General features: G+C 72.0%; 16 protein-coding genes. 7 read left to right on the forward strand and 9 right to left on the reverse strand.

All coding sequences use genetic code 11. From position 1 onward, the window contains the following. Positions 1–8 precede the first annotated feature (8 nt). Positions 9–500, reverse strand: coding sequence for a hypothetical protein (locus ACIBQZ_RS42515; RefSeq protein ID WP_396094645.1), 492 nt, complete (start codon positions 498–500; stop codon positions 9–11). Between the two features lie 338 nt (positions 501–838). Here ACIBQZ_RS42515 and ACIBQZ_RS42520 point away from each other — a divergent pair, with 338 nt between their 5' ends. Then, positions 839–1,207, forward strand: a complete 369-nt coding sequence (locus ACIBQZ_RS42520) for an STAS domain-containing protein (protein ID WP_396094646.1) — start codon at positions 839–841, stop codon at positions 1,205–1,207. A 74-nt stretch (positions 1,208–1,281) separates the two neighbouring features. Next, positions 1,282–2,154, forward strand: coding sequence for a serine/threonine-protein kinase (locus ACIBQZ_RS42525; protein WP_396094647.1), 873 nt, complete (start codon positions 1,282–1,284; stop codon positions 2,152–2,154). Here the strand turns inward: ACIBQZ_RS42525 and surE are convergent. The 5 genes from surE to ACIBQZ_RS42550 all read right to left on the reverse strand — a co-directional run bounded on the left by surE (position 2,151) and on the right by ACIBQZ_RS42550 (position 6,325). Then, entirely contained in the window at positions 2,151–2,993 is an 843-nt protein-coding gene (gene surE, locus ACIBQZ_RS42530) for a 5'/3'-nucleotidase SurE (protein ID WP_396094648.1), read from the reverse strand. The genes ACIBQZ_RS42525 and surE overlap by 4 nt on opposite strands. Then, on the reverse strand, positions 2,990–3,910 hold the full coding sequence (locus ACIBQZ_RS42535) for a 1-phosphofructokinase family hexose kinase (RefSeq protein ID WP_396094649.1): 921 nt from the start codon (positions 3,908–3,910) through the stop codon (positions 2,990–2,992). The genes surE and ACIBQZ_RS42535 overlap by 4 nt, the downstream gene beginning before the upstream one ends. Before the next feature lie 72 nt (positions 3,911–3,982). Further along, the gene (locus ACIBQZ_RS42540) at positions 3,983–4,999 is read right to left on the reverse strand and encodes a methyltransferase (RefSeq protein WP_396094650.1); all 1,017 of its coding nucleotides are present in this window, start codon (positions 4,997–4,999) and stop codon (positions 3,983–3,985) included. Between the two features lie 20 nt (positions 5,000–5,019). After that, positions 5,020–5,334, reverse strand: a complete 315-nt coding sequence (locus ACIBQZ_RS42545) for a hypothetical protein (RefSeq protein ID WP_396094651.1) — start codon at positions 5,332–5,334, stop codon at positions 5,020–5,022. A gap of 76 nt (positions 5,335–5,410) precedes the next feature. Then, positions 5,411–6,325: a cation diffusion facilitator family transporter gene (locus tag ACIBQZ_RS42550; RefSeq protein WP_396094652.1), complete on the reverse strand. Its 915-nt coding sequence runs from the start codon at positions 6,323–6,325 to the stop codon at positions 5,411–5,413. Positions 6,326–6,460: 135 nt separating this feature from the next. Here ACIBQZ_RS42550 and ACIBQZ_RS42555 point away from each other — a divergent pair, with 135 nt between their 5' ends. Beyond that, positions 6,461–7,381, forward strand: a complete 921-nt coding sequence (locus ACIBQZ_RS42555) for a superoxide dismutase (protein WP_396094653.1) — start codon at positions 6,461–6,463, stop codon at positions 7,379–7,381. Here ACIBQZ_RS42555 and ACIBQZ_RS42560 read toward each other — a convergent pair. Both ACIBQZ_RS42560 and ACIBQZ_RS42565 read right to left on the reverse strand, forming a co-directional pair. After that, complete coding sequence (locus tag ACIBQZ_RS42560) at positions 7,378–9,501, reverse strand: HelD family protein (protein ID WP_396094654.1); 2,124 nt, start codon at positions 9,499–9,501, stop codon at positions 7,378–7,380. The two genes, ACIBQZ_RS42555 and ACIBQZ_RS42560, sit on opposite strands and share 4 nt — an antisense overlap. A gap of 131 nt (positions 9,502–9,632) precedes the next feature. After that, positions 9,633–10,586: an alpha/beta fold hydrolase gene (locus ACIBQZ_RS42565; protein WP_396094655.1), complete on the reverse strand. Its 954-nt coding sequence runs from the start codon at positions 10,584–10,586 to the stop codon at positions 9,633–9,635. 185 nt (positions 10,587–10,771) lie between these two features. Between ACIBQZ_RS42565 and ACIBQZ_RS42570 the strand changes: the two genes are divergently transcribed. After that, positions 10,772–11,434 carry a carbonic anhydrase gene (locus ACIBQZ_RS42570; protein WP_396094656.1) on the forward strand — a complete coding sequence of 221 codons (663 nt, stop codon included), beginning with the start codon at positions 10,772–10,774 and terminating at the stop codon, positions 11,432–11,434. A gap of 99 nt (positions 11,435–11,533) precedes the next feature. On the opposite strand, the gene ACIBQZ_RS42575 is transcribed toward ACIBQZ_RS42570, so the two are convergent. After that, the gene (locus ACIBQZ_RS42575) at positions 11,534–11,863 is read right to left on the reverse strand and encodes a hypothetical protein (protein ID WP_396094657.1); all 330 of its coding nucleotides are present in this window, start codon (positions 11,861–11,863) and stop codon (positions 11,534–11,536) included. Positions 11,864–12,115: 252 nt separating this feature from the next. Here ACIBQZ_RS42575 and ACIBQZ_RS42580 point away from each other — a divergent pair, with 252 nt between their 5' ends. The 3 genes from ACIBQZ_RS42580 (at position 12,116) to ACIBQZ_RS42590 (ending at position 15,772) form a co-directional block, all read left to right on the forward strand. Further along, positions 12,116–12,607 carry a DUF3145 domain-containing protein gene (locus tag ACIBQZ_RS42580; RefSeq protein WP_212991880.1) on the forward strand — a complete coding sequence of 164 codons (492 nt, stop codon included), beginning with the start codon at positions 12,116–12,118 and terminating at the stop codon, positions 12,605–12,607. A 54-nt stretch (positions 12,608–12,661) separates the two neighbouring features. Then, entirely contained in the window at positions 12,662–14,401 is a 1,740-nt protein-coding gene (locus tag ACIBQZ_RS42585) for a glycoside hydrolase family 3 protein (protein ID WP_396094660.1), read from the forward strand. Positions 14,402–15,529: 1,128 nt separating this feature from the next. Continuing rightward, entirely contained in the window at positions 15,530–15,772 is a 243-nt protein-coding gene (locus tag ACIBQZ_RS42590) for a hypothetical protein (RefSeq protein ID WP_396094658.1), read from the forward strand. The last annotated feature ends 509 nt before the right edge of the window (positions 15,773–16,281 follow it).

The raw sequence follows: 16,281 nt of genomic DNA on the forward strand, positions 1-16,281 counted from the left end.
GCCGCTGGTCAGTTGTCGTAGGTCGGGGTGGCCACCACGACCGCGTCCGGCTCGGCCAGCTCCAGCTGCTCGTTCTCCGCGCGGCGCTCGAGCGCGGCCCGGGCGGTCGACGCGGCGGCCCAGCCCAGCGCGGCGCCGAGCAGGCCGGCGCCGACGATCAGGCCCCAGGGCAGCCCGGGCTTGCGGCCCGCCAGCGCGTTCGCGGCCAGCGTGGCCCGCTCGTACGCCTCGTCGCTGACCGCGCTCAACCGGGCCGCGGCCTTGTCGGCGAGCTTGCTGCTCTTCTTGCCGGCCCGGCCGGCCAGCTTGTGGCTCTGCTTGCCGGCCTTGTCGGCGAGCTTGGCGGCGGTGGCGGTCGCCACGGCTGCCTTGGCGCTCGCCAGGTCGGCGGTGTGCTTTCCAGCGTCTTTGGCGCTCTCGCCGGCGTCCGCCATCGCGGACGACAGGTAGTCCCAGGCCTGCGCGGCTGTGCGCTCGGCAGTGTTCTTACGAGAGAGCATCTTCTCGGTACCTCCTGCGGTCGCCGGTGCCGGCGAGTGGGTCGTCTCCACCGAGGGTGCCCACGGGCCTCAAAAAACAAACGTACCGGTGAACAGCCGGGGTATGTCGGATGTGGACAGGATCACGTCGGGTAAAGCGGTGGACAGCAATGGGTACGCTTGCTGCGGTTCACGCGGGGCACACAGGTGCCTGCCAGGTTCACGCTCTACGGTTCGGATCAGTTTCACCGAACCCGACGGGGGTAGTCACCGCCGCCCCCGACGACCACGGCAGCAGGTCCGGCCGTGGCCGTGACAGGAGAGCGCCCGGGGCATCCCGGGCGGGTGGAGGTAGTGGCGTGACGCTGTCGATAACGACGTCGACACTCCCCTCAGGGGTGGTGGAGATCTCCCCAGCGGGTGAGATCGACGTCGAGAACGCGTACGAGATCAAGGAAGCCGTGGCGGGTCAGCTCGCCGCCGGCCGCCCCGAGCGCATCGAGCTCGACATGCACGGCGTGAGCTTCATCGACTCCGTGGGCATCAGCGCCCTGGTGGCGGCGTTCCAACTGGCCAGCGTCAGCGGCGTCAAGCTGGTCGTCACCCGTCCCAGCCGTTTTGCGCACCGGCAGCTCTGGGTGACCGGCCTGCTGGGCCTGTTCGGCGCTCCGGAGCCGTGCGCCGACTGTGAGGAGCCGTCCCGGCAGCCCCTCGTGTCCGGGGCCTGACCGCGAGTGATCGTGGTTAAGCCTTTCTGAGGCGGCTTGTCCGGGAGCTCCGGACTAGGGAATAGTGCCCTTTCGTGGCGCGACTTCCGATGGGCACCGCCATCCTCCGGCGATACGTGCTGATCGGCGCCATCGGTCAGGGCGGTGTCTCGACCGTCTATGCGGCCGTCGACGCCCGTCAGGGGCGCAAACTCGCGGTGAAGGTGCTCGCGCCCAGCCTGGCGGACGACCCGCAGGCCCGCGAGCACGTCCGGCGGGAGGCGCTGATCACCGACCGGCTCCGGCACCCGAGCGTGCCGCGGGTCTTCGAGTACGGCGAGGCCCCGCTGCCCGACGGCAGCGTGGTGCCGTACGTGGTGCTGGAGCTGCTGGCCGGCGTGCCGCTGACCGAGCGGCTGTCCCGGGGGCGCCTGGAGTGGCCGGAGGCCGTCCGGATCGCCGCGACCGCCGCCGACGTGCTGGCGGTGGCGCACCGCCGGGGTGTGGTGCACCGCGACCTGACCGCGCGCAACGTCATGGTCAGCCCGGCCGGCATCAAGATCATTGACTTCGGTCTGGCCACGGCCGCGGAGCGCACCGCGGACTCCGGCGCGCACCCGGTCGTGCTGCGCGGCCGCGACCGGGGGCTGCTGCCCTCGCACCCCAAGACCGCCTTCGCCCGGCCCGCCGACGACGTGTACACGCTCGGGGTGCTGCTCTACGAGATGCTGACCGGGCGGTCGCCGTACCCGCCGGCGATCGCGGCCACGATCGAGGCCGCCGGCCGGGTCGGCCACCTCGCGCCGACGCCGGTCCTGGCCATCCCGGGCCTGCCGCCGCCGCTGCGCGATCTGGTCCGCGCCTGCATGGCGAAACGGCCCGAGGAGCGCCCGCGCAGCGCGGACGTCGCGCTGGATCTCTGGCGGATCCTGGACGGGGTACGCCTGCCCGAGCCGTCCGTCAACTAGATCGCGGGCGTCTGCACCACGATCGACTCGAGGTTGAACTTCACGTCCGTGGCCTCGGCCGGCGACCGGATCGGGGTCACCACGGCGAAGCCCTCGGCCAGCCAGGCCAGGTCGGTGCCCGGCTCCAGCGGCTCGTCGGCGGCCTGCACCGCGGTGCGCACGAAGCCCTCCCCGGCCTCGGCGATGCTCATCTGCACCTGACCGAATTTGGCCAGGGTGGCGCGGCGCAGCCCGCGGATGCCGTCCACGTGCAGGTCCGGCACGTTCAGGTTGAGCACCGTGCCCGGCGGTGTGTGGGTCAGCGTGGGCAGCAGCTTTATCGCCAGTCCGGCCGCGCTGTCCCAGTGCCGGTTCTCGTCGTCGGCGTGTTCCAGGTCGGCGATCGCCTGGCCGCCGCTGGCCGCGGTGCCGTTGGCCGGCGACAGCACGTCGAGCGAGACGGCCAGGCCGTGCAGGCCGGCGTGCGAGGCCGTCAGGGTGGCACCGACCGTGCCGGAGTGCACCACCGCGGCGCCGGCGTTGGCGCCCCGGTTGATGCCGGAGAGCACGATCGTCGGCGGCGGCCCGAAGGCGCTGCGCAGCGCGAGCAGCACGATGAACGCGGGGGACGCGGCGACCGCGTACGTGGGCACGTTGCGCACCCCCGGCAGCTCCCGTTGCTGCACGACGATCTTGCCGTTCTTCTCCACCGCGGTCATGGCCGCGCTGGTGCCGCTGGCCTCGGTCAGCGGGGCGGCGATCACGATGTCGAGGCCCTGGCGGGCGGCGGCGCGGGCCAGATGCCGCAACCCGGGCGCGTCGATGCCGTCGTCGTTGGTGATCAGGATTCGTGGCGTCATGCCGGCACCTTCGCGTGGACGGGGGTGAGTTTCACCCGCTCCGTCAGCACCTGCACCGCGTCGACGCGGCCGGTGCCGAGCCCGTGGCGGGTGACGTTGAGGGCGCCGGCGGCTGCGCCCGTACGCACAGCGTCACACAGCGTGCCACCCTGGGCCAGTATCGCCGCCACCCCGGCGGTCATCGAGTCACCCGCCCCGCGCGACTCGGCGGCCACCATCCGGGGCATGTCCACCTCGTACACGATGCCCTCGATCAGGGCGAGCGCGCCCTCGTCGGCACGCGAGACCAGCGCCGTCTCGGCGCCATCCTCGTGCAGCTTGTGCAGCGCGCGGGTCAGCGACTCGGTGGAGCCGTCCTTGACCATGTGGTCGCGGATCAGCTCCTCGTGACTCACCTTGACCACGTACGGCTTGGCCACGAGCGCCGCGGTGAGGTGCGCGTCGGACAGGTCGACGATGACCTTGCAGCCGTTGGCGCCGAGATCGGTGGCGAGCCGCCGGTAGACCTCGGGCGGCACCACCGACGGGTGCGCGGGCCCGCTGAGCACGGCGATGCCCGCCCGCAGCCCCTCGGCGAGCGCGAGGCTGTACAGCTCGTCCATCTCGTGCCGGGACAGCGGCTGGCCGGGGTCCTCGGCCAGCTCCTCGCGCTTGCCGCTGCGCCGGTCGTGCACGTACCAACCGGTGCCGGAGTCGCGCTTGATCGTCTTCAGCGTCACGCCGTGGAACTTCAGCAGCGGCTCCAGCACCCGGCCGACCTCGCCGCCCGCAGCCGAGCACAGGGTGACCTGCGCGCCCAGCAGCGTGATCATCCGAGCCTGCCAGACGCCCTGCCCGCCCGGGTGCACGTGCAGCTCGGCCTTGTCGTTCTGCTGCTCGAGCGTCACGGTCAGCTGGGGCGCGGGAACGAAAACCATGACGCCTTTGTGGCTCATGGGCACAGTCTTGCGGACGAGCACGCGCCGCGGGCGTGATCGCGGAATTAGTGATCACGGCTTGCTGCCGAGCACCGCCCCGTTCGCTCCCGGCGCGTCGAAGCGCACCGTCCGGATGTCGGTGAAGCCGGCGCCGGCCAGCCAGTCCGCGTACTCGGCGTCGGAGTAGTTGCGCCCGCCCTCGGTCTCGACCAGCATGTTCATCCCCATCAGGGCGGCCGGGGCGGGTCCGGTCCGGTCGGCGTCGAGCAGCAGCTCCGAGACGATCACCAGGCCGCCGGGTGGCAGGGCCGCGTGCGCCTTGGCCAGCAGCGCGCGGTTCGTCGGCTCGTCCCAGTCGTGCAGGATCATGCTGAGCAGCAGCACGTCGTGGCCGCCGGGCAGCGCCGGGTCGGCCAGGAAGTCGCCGGCCCGGGTGGTGATCCGGTCGCCCAGCCCGGCCAGGTCGATCTTGCCAGCGGCGATCTCGCAGACGTGCGGCAGGTCCAGCACCGTCGCGGTCAGCCCGGCTTGCCGCCGGCAGAGCTCGATCGGGTACGCCCCGGAGCCGCCGCCCACGTCGAGCAGCCGCCGGCGTCCGCTCAGGTCCACCGCGCCGGCCAGCGCCCGCGCGGTGAAGATCGACGTGGAGTACATCGCCTCCCAGAACGTCGCCAGCAGCTGCGGGTCGGCGGTGGTGAACATCGACGCGCTCGTCGCCGGGTCCCAGGTCAGCGGCCGGTCGGTGCGCAGCGCCTCGCCGACCCGGTGCCACGGCAGGTAGGTGCGGCGGTCGCAGTAGGTCACCTGCCCGCCGAAGTAGTACGGCTTGCCGCGGACCAGGAACTCCTCGGCCAGCGCGGAGTTGCGGTAGCCCGCCCCGGCGCGCTCCAGCAGCCCGAGCGAGGCGCAGGCGGTGAGCAGCAGATCGGCCGGGCGCTCGGGCAGGCCCAGCTCCGCCTCGGCGGCGGCCACGGTCAGGGTACGGCCACCCGCGAGCCGGCTGAACAGGTCCAGCTCGACCGCGGCAGCGAACGTCTTGAAACTCCAGAAACCGGTGACGAGGTCCATCAGGGGCGTCGGCGTCAACATGCCGCAGATCATGGCAAACGTTACGCGTGGGCGGCGACCTCGGTCAGCTCGCGCACCGGCGCGACGAGCGCGGGGTCGGTGCGCAGCAGATCCTCGAACCGGACCCGCCACTTGCTCGCCTCGACGTCGATGGTGAACCGGTCGTCGTCGCTGCTCGCCACCGAGGCCTGGAGCAGGCGCTGGCGGGTGTCGGCGAGCTCGCCGTACACCTCGGCGCCGAGATGGCTGAGCACCCGGCCGGCGTAGGCGTCGTAGCCGGGGCCGGCGGCCATCCGGACGAACGCCCGCGCGGCGTCCCAGGCCACCCTGGGCTGGTGGATGACGGACTGGGTCATGGTGTCCCTCCCGTGGGTCGGCATCAGAAGGAGTGTAGGTAGCCCGGGGCCGCGTCGGGGCGGTTCGGCCGGGTTGCTACCAGCCCGCCGGGGCGCACGGTCCGCCCGCGCCGACCGGCTCGACCTGCAGCGTCGCGTGGTCGATGGCGAAGTCCTGGTGCAGCGCCTCCCGGGCCGTGGCCAGCACCGTGCCGAGCTCCGCGGAGGGCTCCAGGCTCAGGTGCGCCGAGGCCACATCCATGCCGGAGGTCAGCGTCCAGACGTGCAGATCGTGCACATCGCAGACCCCGGGCACGGCGGCCAGCCGGTTGCGCACCTCGGCCACGTCCAGTCGTTCCGGTGCGGCCTGGACAAGGATGCGCACGGCGGCGCGGCCCAGCGCGAAGGTGCGCGGGAGGATCATCAGGGCCACGATCACGGCGACGATCGGGTCCGCGTACGACCAGCCGGTGACCGCGATGATCCCGGCCGCGACGATCACGCCGACCGAGCCCAGCAGGTCGCCGACCACCTCCAGGTACGCGCCGCGCACGTTGAGGCTCTCCTTGGCGCCGGAGCGCAGCAGCAGGAAGGCGACGATGTTGATCACCAGGCCGCCGGCCGCGACGATCAGCATGGCGCCGGCCGGCACGGCCGGGGGATCGGTGAAGCGCCGCGCCGCCTCGATCAGCACGTAGCCGGCGACGCCGGTGAGCAGCACGGCGTTGGCCAGCGCGGCCAGCACCTCGAGCCGGTAGAGCCCGAAGGTGCGCTGCGAGTCGGTGGCGGCCCGGCCGGCGGCATGCATCGCGGCCAGCGCCATGGCGATGCCCAGCACGTCGGTGAACATGTGCCCGGCGTCGGAGAGCAGCGCCAGCGACCCGGTGGCCAGGGCGGCGCCGGCCTCGACCAGCATGAACGCGGCCAGCAGCCCGGCGGCCCACCACAGCCGGGAGCGGTGCCGCCCGCCGGCGTGCAGCGCGTGGCCTCCGTGGTCGTGCCCGGCTCCCATGAGCCCTACCTTCCGTCGCCGCGCTGGGCCTCGGCCAATATATGTTCACATCGCTATGTATGCAACTTGAACGTGATTGCCATTCCGGGGGTACAACCAGGTGCCAGCACGCTCCCGCCTGGAAGGAAAACCACCTTGTCCAGACGTACGCTCGCGCTCGTCACCACGGCTGCCCTGGCCGTCGTGCTCGGCGCCGCTCCCGCCGAGGCCGCCCACCGTGGCCCGGTGCAGTCCACGATCCAGCTGCCGAACGGCTTCCAGCCCGAGGGCATCGCGATCAGCAAGGCCCCGTACGCGTACTTCGGCTCCCGCGTCGACGGCGACATCTACCGGGCCAGCCTGCGTACCGGTCGCGGTGAAGTGATCAGCCAGGGGCCCGGCACCCAGTCGCTCGGCCTCAAGATCGACGACCGGGGCCGGCTCTTCGTGGCCGGCGGCAACGGCGGCAACGCCCGCGTCCTGAACGCCGCCACCGGCGCGGTGCTGAGGTCCTACACCCTGCAGACCGTCCCGTCGTTCATCAACGACGTGACGCTGACCGGCGGCGCCGCCTGGTACACCGACTCCGCCAACCCGGTGCTGTTCAAGCTGCCGCTCGGCCGCGCGGGCCGGCTGCCCGCCGAGCCGGTGCGGGTGCCGCTGACCGGCGACATCGTCTACCAGACCGGCAACAACGCCAACGGCATCGCGCCGGCGCCGGACGGCCGCGGGCTGATCATCGTGCAGTCCAACACCGGCAAGCTGTTCCGCGCCACCTGGTCCGGCGTGACCACCGAGATCAACCTCGGCGGCGAGAACGTCGTCAACGGCGACGGGCTGTGGCTGCGCGGACGCACGCTCTACGCCGTGCAGAACCGGCTCAACGTGATCACCCGGATCCAGCTCGACAAGCACGCCACCAAGGGCACGGTGGTGAGCCGCACCACCGATCCGCGCTTCGACGTGCCCACCACCATCGCGGAGTACGGCAAGTACTTCTACCTGCCGAACGCCCGCTTCACCACCCCGCCGACCCCGGAGACCGAGTACACCGCGGTCGGCGTCGTCCGCCCCTAGCGGGCACCGTGCCAGTCGCGGGTCCCCACCGTCGTCAGGCGCTGGGTGGCCCGCGACAGGGCCACGTACAGGGTGCGGGTGCCGCTGGCGTCGACCGCGATCTCGGCCGGCTCGACCAGCACCACCGCGTCGTACTCCATGCCCTTGGCCTGCAGCGCGGTGACCACCTGGATCCGCTCCGGCAGCCCGGCCACCCACCCGGCCATCTCGTCGCGGCGCAGCACCGGCGTGATCACGCCGATCGTGCCGTCGACGTCGGAGAGGTGCTTCTCGGCCGCCTCGCGCACGGCCTCCGGCAGCTGGGCGGGGGCGACCAGCAGGTCGACCGGCTCCACCCCGGTGCTGCGCACCGCCGACGGCAGCGGCAGGTCCGGCATGATCGTGCGGATCACCCGGGCCGCGACCGCGAAGATCTCCGACGAGTTGCGGTAGTTGGTGGTCAGCGAGTAGGTGTTGCGGCGCCGCGTGCCCAGCGCCCGGTCGCGGGCCCGGTCCAGCTCCTCGGCGTCGCCCGACCAGGCGGTCTGCGCCGGGTCGCCGACGATCGTCCAGGACGCGTACTGGCCGCGCCGGCCGATCATCCGCCACTGCATCGGCGTGACGTCCTGCGCCTCGTCGACGACCACGTGGGCGTAGTCGCGGTAGTCGTCGTCGCGGACCACCTGGGTGCGGCTCAGCGCCTGCCGGTCGGCGTACATGCTGACCTCCTGCACCCCGTCCCGGACGTGGAACGGGTTGTTGCGGTTGCGCTTCGCGGGCTGCCGTGGGCGGCCCATCAGCTCGTCCAGCTCGTCCAGCAGCGCCACGTCGGCGATCGTCGGCCCGTGCTCGGCCAGCCCGTCGAACGAGCCCTGCAGCAGCGTGATCTCCTCCCGGGAGAGCAGCCCGTTGGTGTACGACCGCAGCCGCGCCGGGTCGGCCAGCCAGCGCAGCACCCGCAGCGGGGTGAACCGGGGCCACCAGGCGCGCAGGAAGTCCCGGAAGTCGGTGCGGTCGGCCAGCTCCGACTCGAACTCCTGCTTCTCCGGCAGGTTCTTGACCGAGCCCTTGGCCTGCGCCCAGAGCGCGTCGAAGAGCCGGTCGAAGCCGGTGCCGCGGACCTCGTTGCGGCGGGCCCCGCGGGGCAGCGCCTTGCGCCGGATCCGTTCCAGGTCGGCGGCGTCCAGCCGGAGCAGCGCGCCCCGGTAGAGCAGCCGCAGCTCGGTCGGCGCACCCGGCACCGCGTCGTGCGAGGCCCGCTCGAGCACCCGGCGCATCCGCAGCGAGCCCTTGAGCGCGGCCACCGCGGTCGGATCGGTGCGGGTGGCGTCGAAGCCGGCCACCAGCGAGCCGAGCGAGCGCAGCGTCGCCGTGTCCTCGCCCAGCGACGGCAGCACCGTGGCGATGTAGTCGACGAAGACCCCGGACGGCCCGACCACGAGGATGCCGCCGCCGGCGAACCGTCCGCGGTCGGAATACAACAGGTACGCCGCCCGGTGCAGCGCGACCGCGGTCTTCCCGGTGCCCGGCCCGCCGGTGACGATGGTCACGCCGGACGCGGGGGAGCGGATCGCGTCGTCCTGCTCGCGCTGGATGGTCGCCACGATGTCCCGCATGCCGCGGCCGGTGGCCTTGGAGAGGCTGGCCAGCAGCGCGCCGTCGCCGACCACCCGCATCTCGGCGGGCGCGGCCTCCGGGTCCAGCAGGTCGTCCTCGATGTTGGTGACCCGCTCCCGGGTCGACTGGATCATCCGGCGCCGCACCACGCCCAGCGGCTCGGCCGGGGTGGCCCGGTAGAACGCCGCCGCGGCGGGCGCCCGCCAGTCCACCACCAGCGACTGCGAGTTCTCGTCGCGGATGCCCATCCGGCCCACGTAGTGCACCGCGCCGGTGGTCAGGTCGAGGCGGCCGAAGACCAGGCCCTCGTACTCGGCGTCCAGGGCGTGCCGGCGGCGGGCCCGGTGGAACACCATGGCGTCGCGCTCGACCAGGGCGCCGTACGTGCCGACGCCGGCGAGCTGGTATCCCTCCTTCTCCGCCTGGGACGCGTCCTTGCGCAGGTCGGCGAGCCGGGCGTACACCCGGTCGACGTGCTGCTGTTCGATCGCGATCTCTTGCTGCAGGACGGTGGCGTCGCTCAAGTCCGTTGTGCTCCCCGCTGGTGCTCCGCGTGCTGTGCCGCCGCCCGGCACCGGTACCAGGGGGCAATCGAACTTACTCCTGTTCGGGTACCGGCGTCGACGGCGGCACGCCCGTGCCGGGCGGGAGGGGGTCAGGCGGCCTGGTCGTAGCCGTTGCGTTCGGTGCGGCCGCGGGGGTCGGCGCGGCGGTTCGGGCTGCTGGCCGCCGCGCGCTCGACCACGGCCAGCAGGGCGGCGGAGACCTCGTCGGGGCGTTCCATCATCAGCATGTGACCCGCGCCCGCGCAGACGGTCAGCTCGGTGCCGGCCAGCGCCTCGGCGATCGACTCCGCGCACGGCGGCGGGGTGAGCCGGTCCCGGTCGCCGACCAGCGCCGCCGCCGGTACGTCGCCGAGCGCGGCCAGGGTGTCCAGCCGGTGCTGGGCGCCGACCGAGGCCCGGAAGCCGCCGATCGACCGCAGCGAGGCCCGGCCGAACGCCGACATGGTGATCTCGAGGTCGGTGGGCTCGTAGTCGGCGCCGAAGAGCAGCCAGCGCACGGTCGGCCGGAGCACCGGCAGCATCGCGCTGTGCGGCCGCCACGCGCCCAGCCGGGCCAGCAGGCCGGCGCCGGCCTCCTCGGCGATGCGCAGCACCGGGGCGAGCGGGTGGGGCAGGCCGTAGCGGGTGTGGGTGACGCCCTCGGCGGTGGTGGAGACGAAGACCAGTCCGGCCACCCGCCCGGCGAACTCCTGCGGGTACGTCTCGGCGAACTCCATGATCGTCATGCCGCCCAGCGAGTGGCCGGCCAGCACGATCGGCCCGGCCGGGGCGTACTCCCGGAGCACCTCGGCGAGGTCGTCGCCGAGCTGGGCCAGGGTCGCCGAGCGCAGCCGGGTGGCCGACGAGCGCCCGTGCCCCCGCGCGTCGTACGAGACCACCCGCGCCCCGGCGTCCTCGAGCGCGGTGATCTGGTGGTGCCAGGTCCGGCGGTCGAGACACCAGCCGTGCAGCAGCACCACGGTCACCGGTGCGTCCGCCGGCCCGGTGGTCTCCACACGCAGCCGTACGCCATCGGCGAGGGTCAGCTCAGAACGCCCGGACAAGGGCACCTCCGTGATTCGCACGGCCCCGTAGTACCCACGGGTAATAAGCATCACGCGTAGATCGAGGAAACGCCAGATGTTTCCGCGATGTTGCGTAGGGCCGTTCGTCCCATCCGGTGGACGAGCAGGCGTGATATGGCTCGCACAGCATGTCCAGGAGTCGTCGCTCGTAGAGAATCAGTGCCATGACGGGTCCTTCACCTGCGCACCAGTCCGCCTCGGTGGCCACGGTCACCGAGACCACCGACCCGCCGACGACGCGAATCGTCCGGCCGGCTGACGCGCTCACCGAGCTGATCGCCGGCAACCGCCGGTTCGTCAGCGGCCGCCCCCAGCACGGTCACGAGGTGTCGGCGGCCGCCGCGGCGTCCGGCGGCCAGCTGCCGCACGCCGTGGTGCTCGGCTGCATCGACTCCCGGGTCCCGCTGGAGGCGATCTTCGACCAGACCTTCGGCTCGATCTGCGTGGTCCGCTCCGGCGGGCACGTGGTCGACCGGGCGGTGCTCGGCTCGGTCGGCTTCGCCGTGTCGGCGCTCAACGTGCCGCTGGTGATGGTGCTCGGGCACGTCCGCTGCGGCGCGGTCGACGCGACCGTGACGGCGCTGCGCGCCGGCGAGCGCCCGGACGGCGACGTGGGCTACCTGGTGGACGAGATCGCCCCGGCGGTGCACGCGGTCGGGGTGGACGACCCGGAGGCGGCGGCCAAGGCGATGCGGGCGCACGTGGTGCGCACCGTGCGCCGGCTCCACGACATCACCGGGGTGCCGGCCGCGATAGCCGCGGGCCGAGTGGCGGTCGCCGGCGCGGTCTACGACCTCGACACCGGCCGGGTCGAACTGCTGGCGTGAGCCGCACCACCTGATCAACTTGTCGTGATCTTCAAGTGATGCAAAAAAGCGCTCCCCGGACCCACCGGTCCGGGGAGCGCTTTGTCAAGCAGCAGGCTCTCAGCCCTCGAAGACGCCCGCGTCCGCGAGGCGCTTCTCGGTGGCCGCCCAGCCGTCGTTCGGGAAGGACGCGTCCAGGCCCTCGATCTCGGCGCGGATCTTGGCGCCGTGGCCCGCCGCCGCGAGGACGCGGATCTCCTCGACGAAGGCGTCGGAGTCGGTGCGCAGGTGGTGCGTCTTGCCGTTGGTCAGGTTACGCACATAGGCGAACCGGCCGTTGGCGAGCGGGATGAGGTACTTGAACTCACCCAGCACGCTCAGGGCCCCGCCCTGACCGGCCTGGCCGGCGCGGACTGATGCGCGGGCGGTCTTTGAGGTGTTGCTGGCCACGGCGGTACTCCTAGCTAGGTATTGCTCGGCAAAGTTGTCGGCAGAAAATGCCGCAGCCAGCCTACACGAACGCCGCTCGGCCGTGCCGCCGGACGGGGTTGGGCCGTTAGGTCAGGTGTGCCTCGACGGCCATTCACATGTCGATATTGCGGTTTCTCTGGCGCACCATCCGTACCACCCGGCATCATGGAGCACGATCAACCGCGGTCGAGGTCGTAGGGGAAGACGCACCTCGGTCTCCGGGAGGTCACCGTGCCAACGTGTGGCGTCGTATACGTCCACTCGACCCCACTCGCCGTGTGCCAGCACGTCGAGTGGGCGATCGCGCGCGTCCTGACCGCGCCGGTCAATCTGCACTGGACGGCGCAGCCGGTTGACCCCGGCATGCGGCGCTCCGAGTGCAGCTGGACCGGGCGGCCCGGGACGGGTGCCGAGCTGGCTGCTGCCCTCCGGCAGTGGCCCATGATCCGTTTCGAGGTCACCGAGGAGCCGAGCCCCGGAGTCGACGGGGAGCGTTTCATGCATGTCCCGGGCCGCGGCCTGTTCCGGGGCACCATCGGCGCGTCCGGTGACATCCAGATCGGCGAGGACCGGCTGCGCGCCATCATGGCCGCGGCCAAGGCTCCCGAGGCGCTCTCGCACGCCCTGGAGAAGGCGCTCGGCACCGCGTGGGATGCTGAGCTGGAGCCGTACCGCTACGCCGGCGACGGGGCACCGGTCACGCTGCTGACCCGGGTGGGCTGAGCCGGCGGGGCGGGTACGTCGTCCGGTTTGTCGACACGGTCGGGAGCTGATCCAATGACGGCCGTGAACAGGATGCTGGGCGCTGCTGCGGTCGTACCGCTGGTTTTGTCGGTGCTGGTGGGATGCGGCAGCGATCCGGCGCCGCGGCCGGCACCCGCACCCGGCCCGGCCTCACCGGCCGCGCCGGCGCCGTCGGTGAGCGCCGCGCCGGGCCCGACCGGCGATCCGGCGGCGCGGGCGCGAGCCGCGGTCCGCACCCTCACCGACGCGCAGCTGGCCGGCCAGGTGCTGATGCCCTACGCCTACGGCGACGCCGCCGACCGGGTCGACAAGCAGGCCGCGGCCGGCAACCAGCGGATCGCCGGCGTCGACACCCCGGCCCAGATGGTCACGAAATTCGGCCTCGGCGGCCTGATCCTGGTCGCGTTCGCCCCCGACGACCCGACCGGGGCGACCAACCCGGCCACGAACGTGGACAACCCGAAACAGGTCCGCGCGCTGACCGACGGCCTCCAGCAGGCCGCGGCGGCGCTGCCCGGCGGTGCGCCGCTGCTGATCGGCACCGACCAGGAGTACGGCGTGGTCACCCGCGTCAAGGAGGGGGTGACCCTGCTCCCGTCGGCGATGGCGTTCGGCGCGGCGGCCCGCCCGCAACTGACCGAGGGTGCCTGGCACGCGGCCGGCACGGAACTGTCCGCGATGGGCATCAACCTCGACTTCGCCCCGGTCGCCGACACCCTCGGCCCCCGCGGCAGCTCGGTGATCGGCTCCCGCGCGTTCGGCGCCGACCCGAAGGCGAACGCCACCCAGGTGCAGGCGGCGGTCCGCGGCATCCAGGGCGCGGGCATCACCGCGGCGCTCAAGCACTTCCCGGGCCACGGCCACACCACCGGCGACAGCCACGACGACCTGCCGGTAGTGGCGCAGAGCCGGACGAAATGGGCAGCCGAGGACCGCCCCCCGTTCGCCGCGGGCATCACCGCGGGCGCGGGCGTGGTGATGTCGGGCCACCTCGACATCGAGGGCCTGGACCAGGGCGTGGCCGCGACATTCTCCCGAAAAATCATGACGGACCTGCTGCGCGGCGAACTGAAGTTCACCGGCGTGGCGATCACCGACGCGATGAACATGAAACCGGCGATGATGTGGCCACCGGGCGAGGCAGCGGTCCGAGCCCTGAACGCCGGCAACGACATGCTGCTGATGCCGCCGGACCTGGCAGGCGCCCGCGACGGCATCCTGGCAGGCCTGAAGGACGGCAGCCTGAAACGCGAACGGCTGACCGAAGCGGTCACCCGGATCCTGACGCTGAGATACCGAACCGCGGGACACCCCCGCCCGGACCTGTCGGTGGTCGGCGCACCGGACCACCAACGAGCGGTCGGCGACGCGAACGCGGCGGCAATCACCCTGCTGAAGGGCCGCTGCACCGGCCCACTGGTGACGGGCCCGGTGACGATCAGCGCATCGGGCGGCCGAGAACCGGCCCGGATCGGCCTGGTGAAGGCACTGCAGGCGGCAGGCGTCCAGGTCCAGGCCGCGGGCGGCACGGTGGTGCACCTCGTGGGGTACGGCGACCGCCAAACAGACCTGAACCCAGAGGCGTCGATCACGGTGATGATGGACGCGCCGTACTTGCTGGCGGCGTCCCGGTCGCCAACGTTGCTGGCTACGTACTCATCCAGTCCGCTGGCGCTGACGGCGCTGGCAACGGTGCTGGCAGGAAAGGCGAAGGCGCCGGGCCGGTCTCCGGTAGCAGTGGCCGGGCTGCCCCGCAGCGCCTGCACCAAGTAAGCCGACGGCGGCGTGTCGGCGCTGATTCAACGCCCCGTAGCGAGAGCACCGCGGCGGCTTTCGTGACCACGGCTGTCCGTCAATTCCGTAGGTGACAACTCCTTCCTTGGTCTCCGACTATCGCTATATATGTCCGCATGCGTTTTAAGCGAATGGCGAAAGAGCGCGGTCGCTGGGGATATTCGTGTCGGAGCGACGATTTTGATGAGCCGGCCCAAGGGTGGAGGTTTGACTCGCGTGAATCGCCACCGGCGTTGAACGATCGTTCCCCGGTTTCGAAGTGGGCTGGGCAGAGGGCCTCGGCGACCGTCGACAGTGGCCGGTTCCACGGTTGCGCATCGACCGGCGGCGAATCGCTCGGCGGCGAGGCCACGCTGACCATGGGTGGTCACCGGCTTGATGAACGCACGGTGAGTGCCGGCGGAGGTCACCGTGCTGAGTGCCTGCCGACTGCGGATGTTGTCCTGTGCGATGGGCGCGTTCGTGGTGCAGCGGGTTGCCTTCCCGTCGCGCGCACGCAGACCACTGGCGGCGACGGTGCCGCCGCGCGCATGTTGACGTCGCCTTCTCGGCGGGCGCCCGCCAGGTGTGACCGCTTCGCGCAGGCTGACTGTGCACGGCCTTCTGCCTGGCGAGCTGACTTCGTCCCCTGGGGGTGGCTTGCTCAGGAGATGGCTGGCATGTGCCTGCGGGTGGCATCCGCGTGACCTGCCGGTTGCGGCGTGCCGACGGGTCCTGACTGGACGTGGATTTCGGGTGTGGCGCTGGGTGCAGGGTCCGTCTGCGTGGGGGTTGTGTGCGTTCCGGGGGTGATGGGTCCGGGCTGGAGCTGGCTGCCGTGGATTTCGGGTGTGGCGCTGGGCGCAGGGTCCGTCTGCGTGAGGGCTGTGTGCGTTCCGGGGTCAAGGTCGGTGACGGGTCCGGGCTGGCGTCGGCTTTCGCGGACTCCGGGCGTGGAGCTGAGCGCGGGGTCCGCCCGTGTGGGGGCTGTGTGTGCTCCGGAGTCGTGGCCGGTGACGGACCAGGGCTGGAGCCGGCTGCCGCGGACTCCCGGCACGGCGCCGGGTGCGCAGCCCGCTCGGCCGAGGAGAGCGTGCCGGCGGGGGTCGAGGGTGGCCGCGGCGGCGGATGCTCCTCGGCGCCCGCGGGCCCGGACTCACGGGACCTGTCCCGCAGGCGACGCAAGCGCTCGGCGTGACGGCGCGCCAGCCCCCAATCGCGATGGCGCTGATGCGTGCGCCGGAATTCGTCGCGCTCGGGCGAATAATTGCGGGATGTCGTCCGGTCACGCATGGTCGCGAGCTCGGCCGTGGTGAAGAGTTGAAGCTGCCGCATACGTCTATTATCTTGCTTCCCACCGACAATTTCTGACCCTGATCGGTAGTCGATCATGCCAATTCACCGGGTCGGGGAGAATGCATTGTTGTGGCAATGTTAGGGGAGAGCTTCGGCCTGATCTGTCCCGAGAGTCATGCCCGACCGGCTTTTCGCGATACGTCGGTTGTCGGATGGCGCGGCGGTGTTGCGGGCATATCCGTTTCTGCTGCGATGACCCGGCCGCGTGCCGGGGGTCGCCGTGGGAATGCTGTTGCCGACCAGGTCCAGCCGGGTCAGGCGCCCAACGCGAGACTCGTGGTGGCTGGTTCCCTGTTTGGCCGGGTCCGTGCTCGGCCAGGCCACGCTGGTGCGAGGGGTCACGCTCGGCTGGGGTCACACTCGGCCTGGGTCAACGCTTGGCCGGGTGGTCGTGCTTGGCGGGTGGTCGTGCTTGGCCGGGCGGTCGCGCTAGGCCGTGTTTAGGAAGTGGTGGTGGCCTGGTCAGGTCACAGGCGGCGTGTCGGTGATCGAAAAGTAGGGAGGTCTCCGGTAGATCGTTCATC

Origin of the sequence: Actinoplanes sp. NPDC049599 (genome assembly GCF_044465625.1) — a bacterium.
Lineage (GTDB): Bacteria > Actinomycetota > Actinomycetes > Mycobacteriales > Micromonosporaceae > Actinoplanes.

What these genes read in the sequence shown, in the direction of transcription:
- ACIBQZ_RS42515 (WP_396094645.1), bottom strand. Translation starts at nt 500, where the DNA reads ATGCTCTCTCGTAAGAACACTGCCGAGCGCACAGCCGCGCAGGCCTGG.
- surE (WP_396094648.1), bottom strand. Translation starts at nt 2,993, where the DNA reads ATGACGCCACGAATCCTGATCACCAACGACGACGGCATCGACGCGCCC.
- ACIBQZ_RS42535 (WP_396094649.1), bottom strand. Translation starts at nt 3,910, where the DNA reads ATGGTTTTCGTTCCCGCGCCCCAGCTGACCGTGACGCTCGAGCAGCAG.
- ACIBQZ_RS42540 (WP_396094650.1), bottom strand. Translation starts at nt 4,999, where the DNA reads ATGTTGACGCCGACGCCCCTGATGGACCTCGTCACCGGTTTCTGGAGT.
- ACIBQZ_RS42545 (WP_396094651.1), bottom strand. Translation starts at nt 5,334, where the DNA reads ATGACCCAGTCCGTCATCCACCAGCCCAGGGTGGCCTGGGACGCCGCG.
- ACIBQZ_RS42550 (WP_396094652.1), bottom strand. Translation starts at nt 6,325, where the DNA reads ATGGGAGCCGGGCACGACCACGGAGGCCACGCGCTGCACGCCGGCGGG.
- ACIBQZ_RS42570 (WP_396094656.1), top strand. Translation starts at nt 10,772, where the DNA reads ATGACGGGTCCTTCACCTGCGCACCAGTCCGCCTCGGTGGCCACGGTC.
- ACIBQZ_RS42585 (WP_396094660.1), top strand. Translation starts at nt 12,662, where the DNA reads ATGACGGCCGTGAACAGGATGCTGGGCGCTGCTGCGGTCGTACCGCTG.
- ACIBQZ_RS42590 (WP_396094658.1), top strand. Translation starts at nt 15,530, where the DNA reads ATGCTCCTCGGCGCCCGCGGGCCCGGACTCACGGGACCTGTCCCGCAG.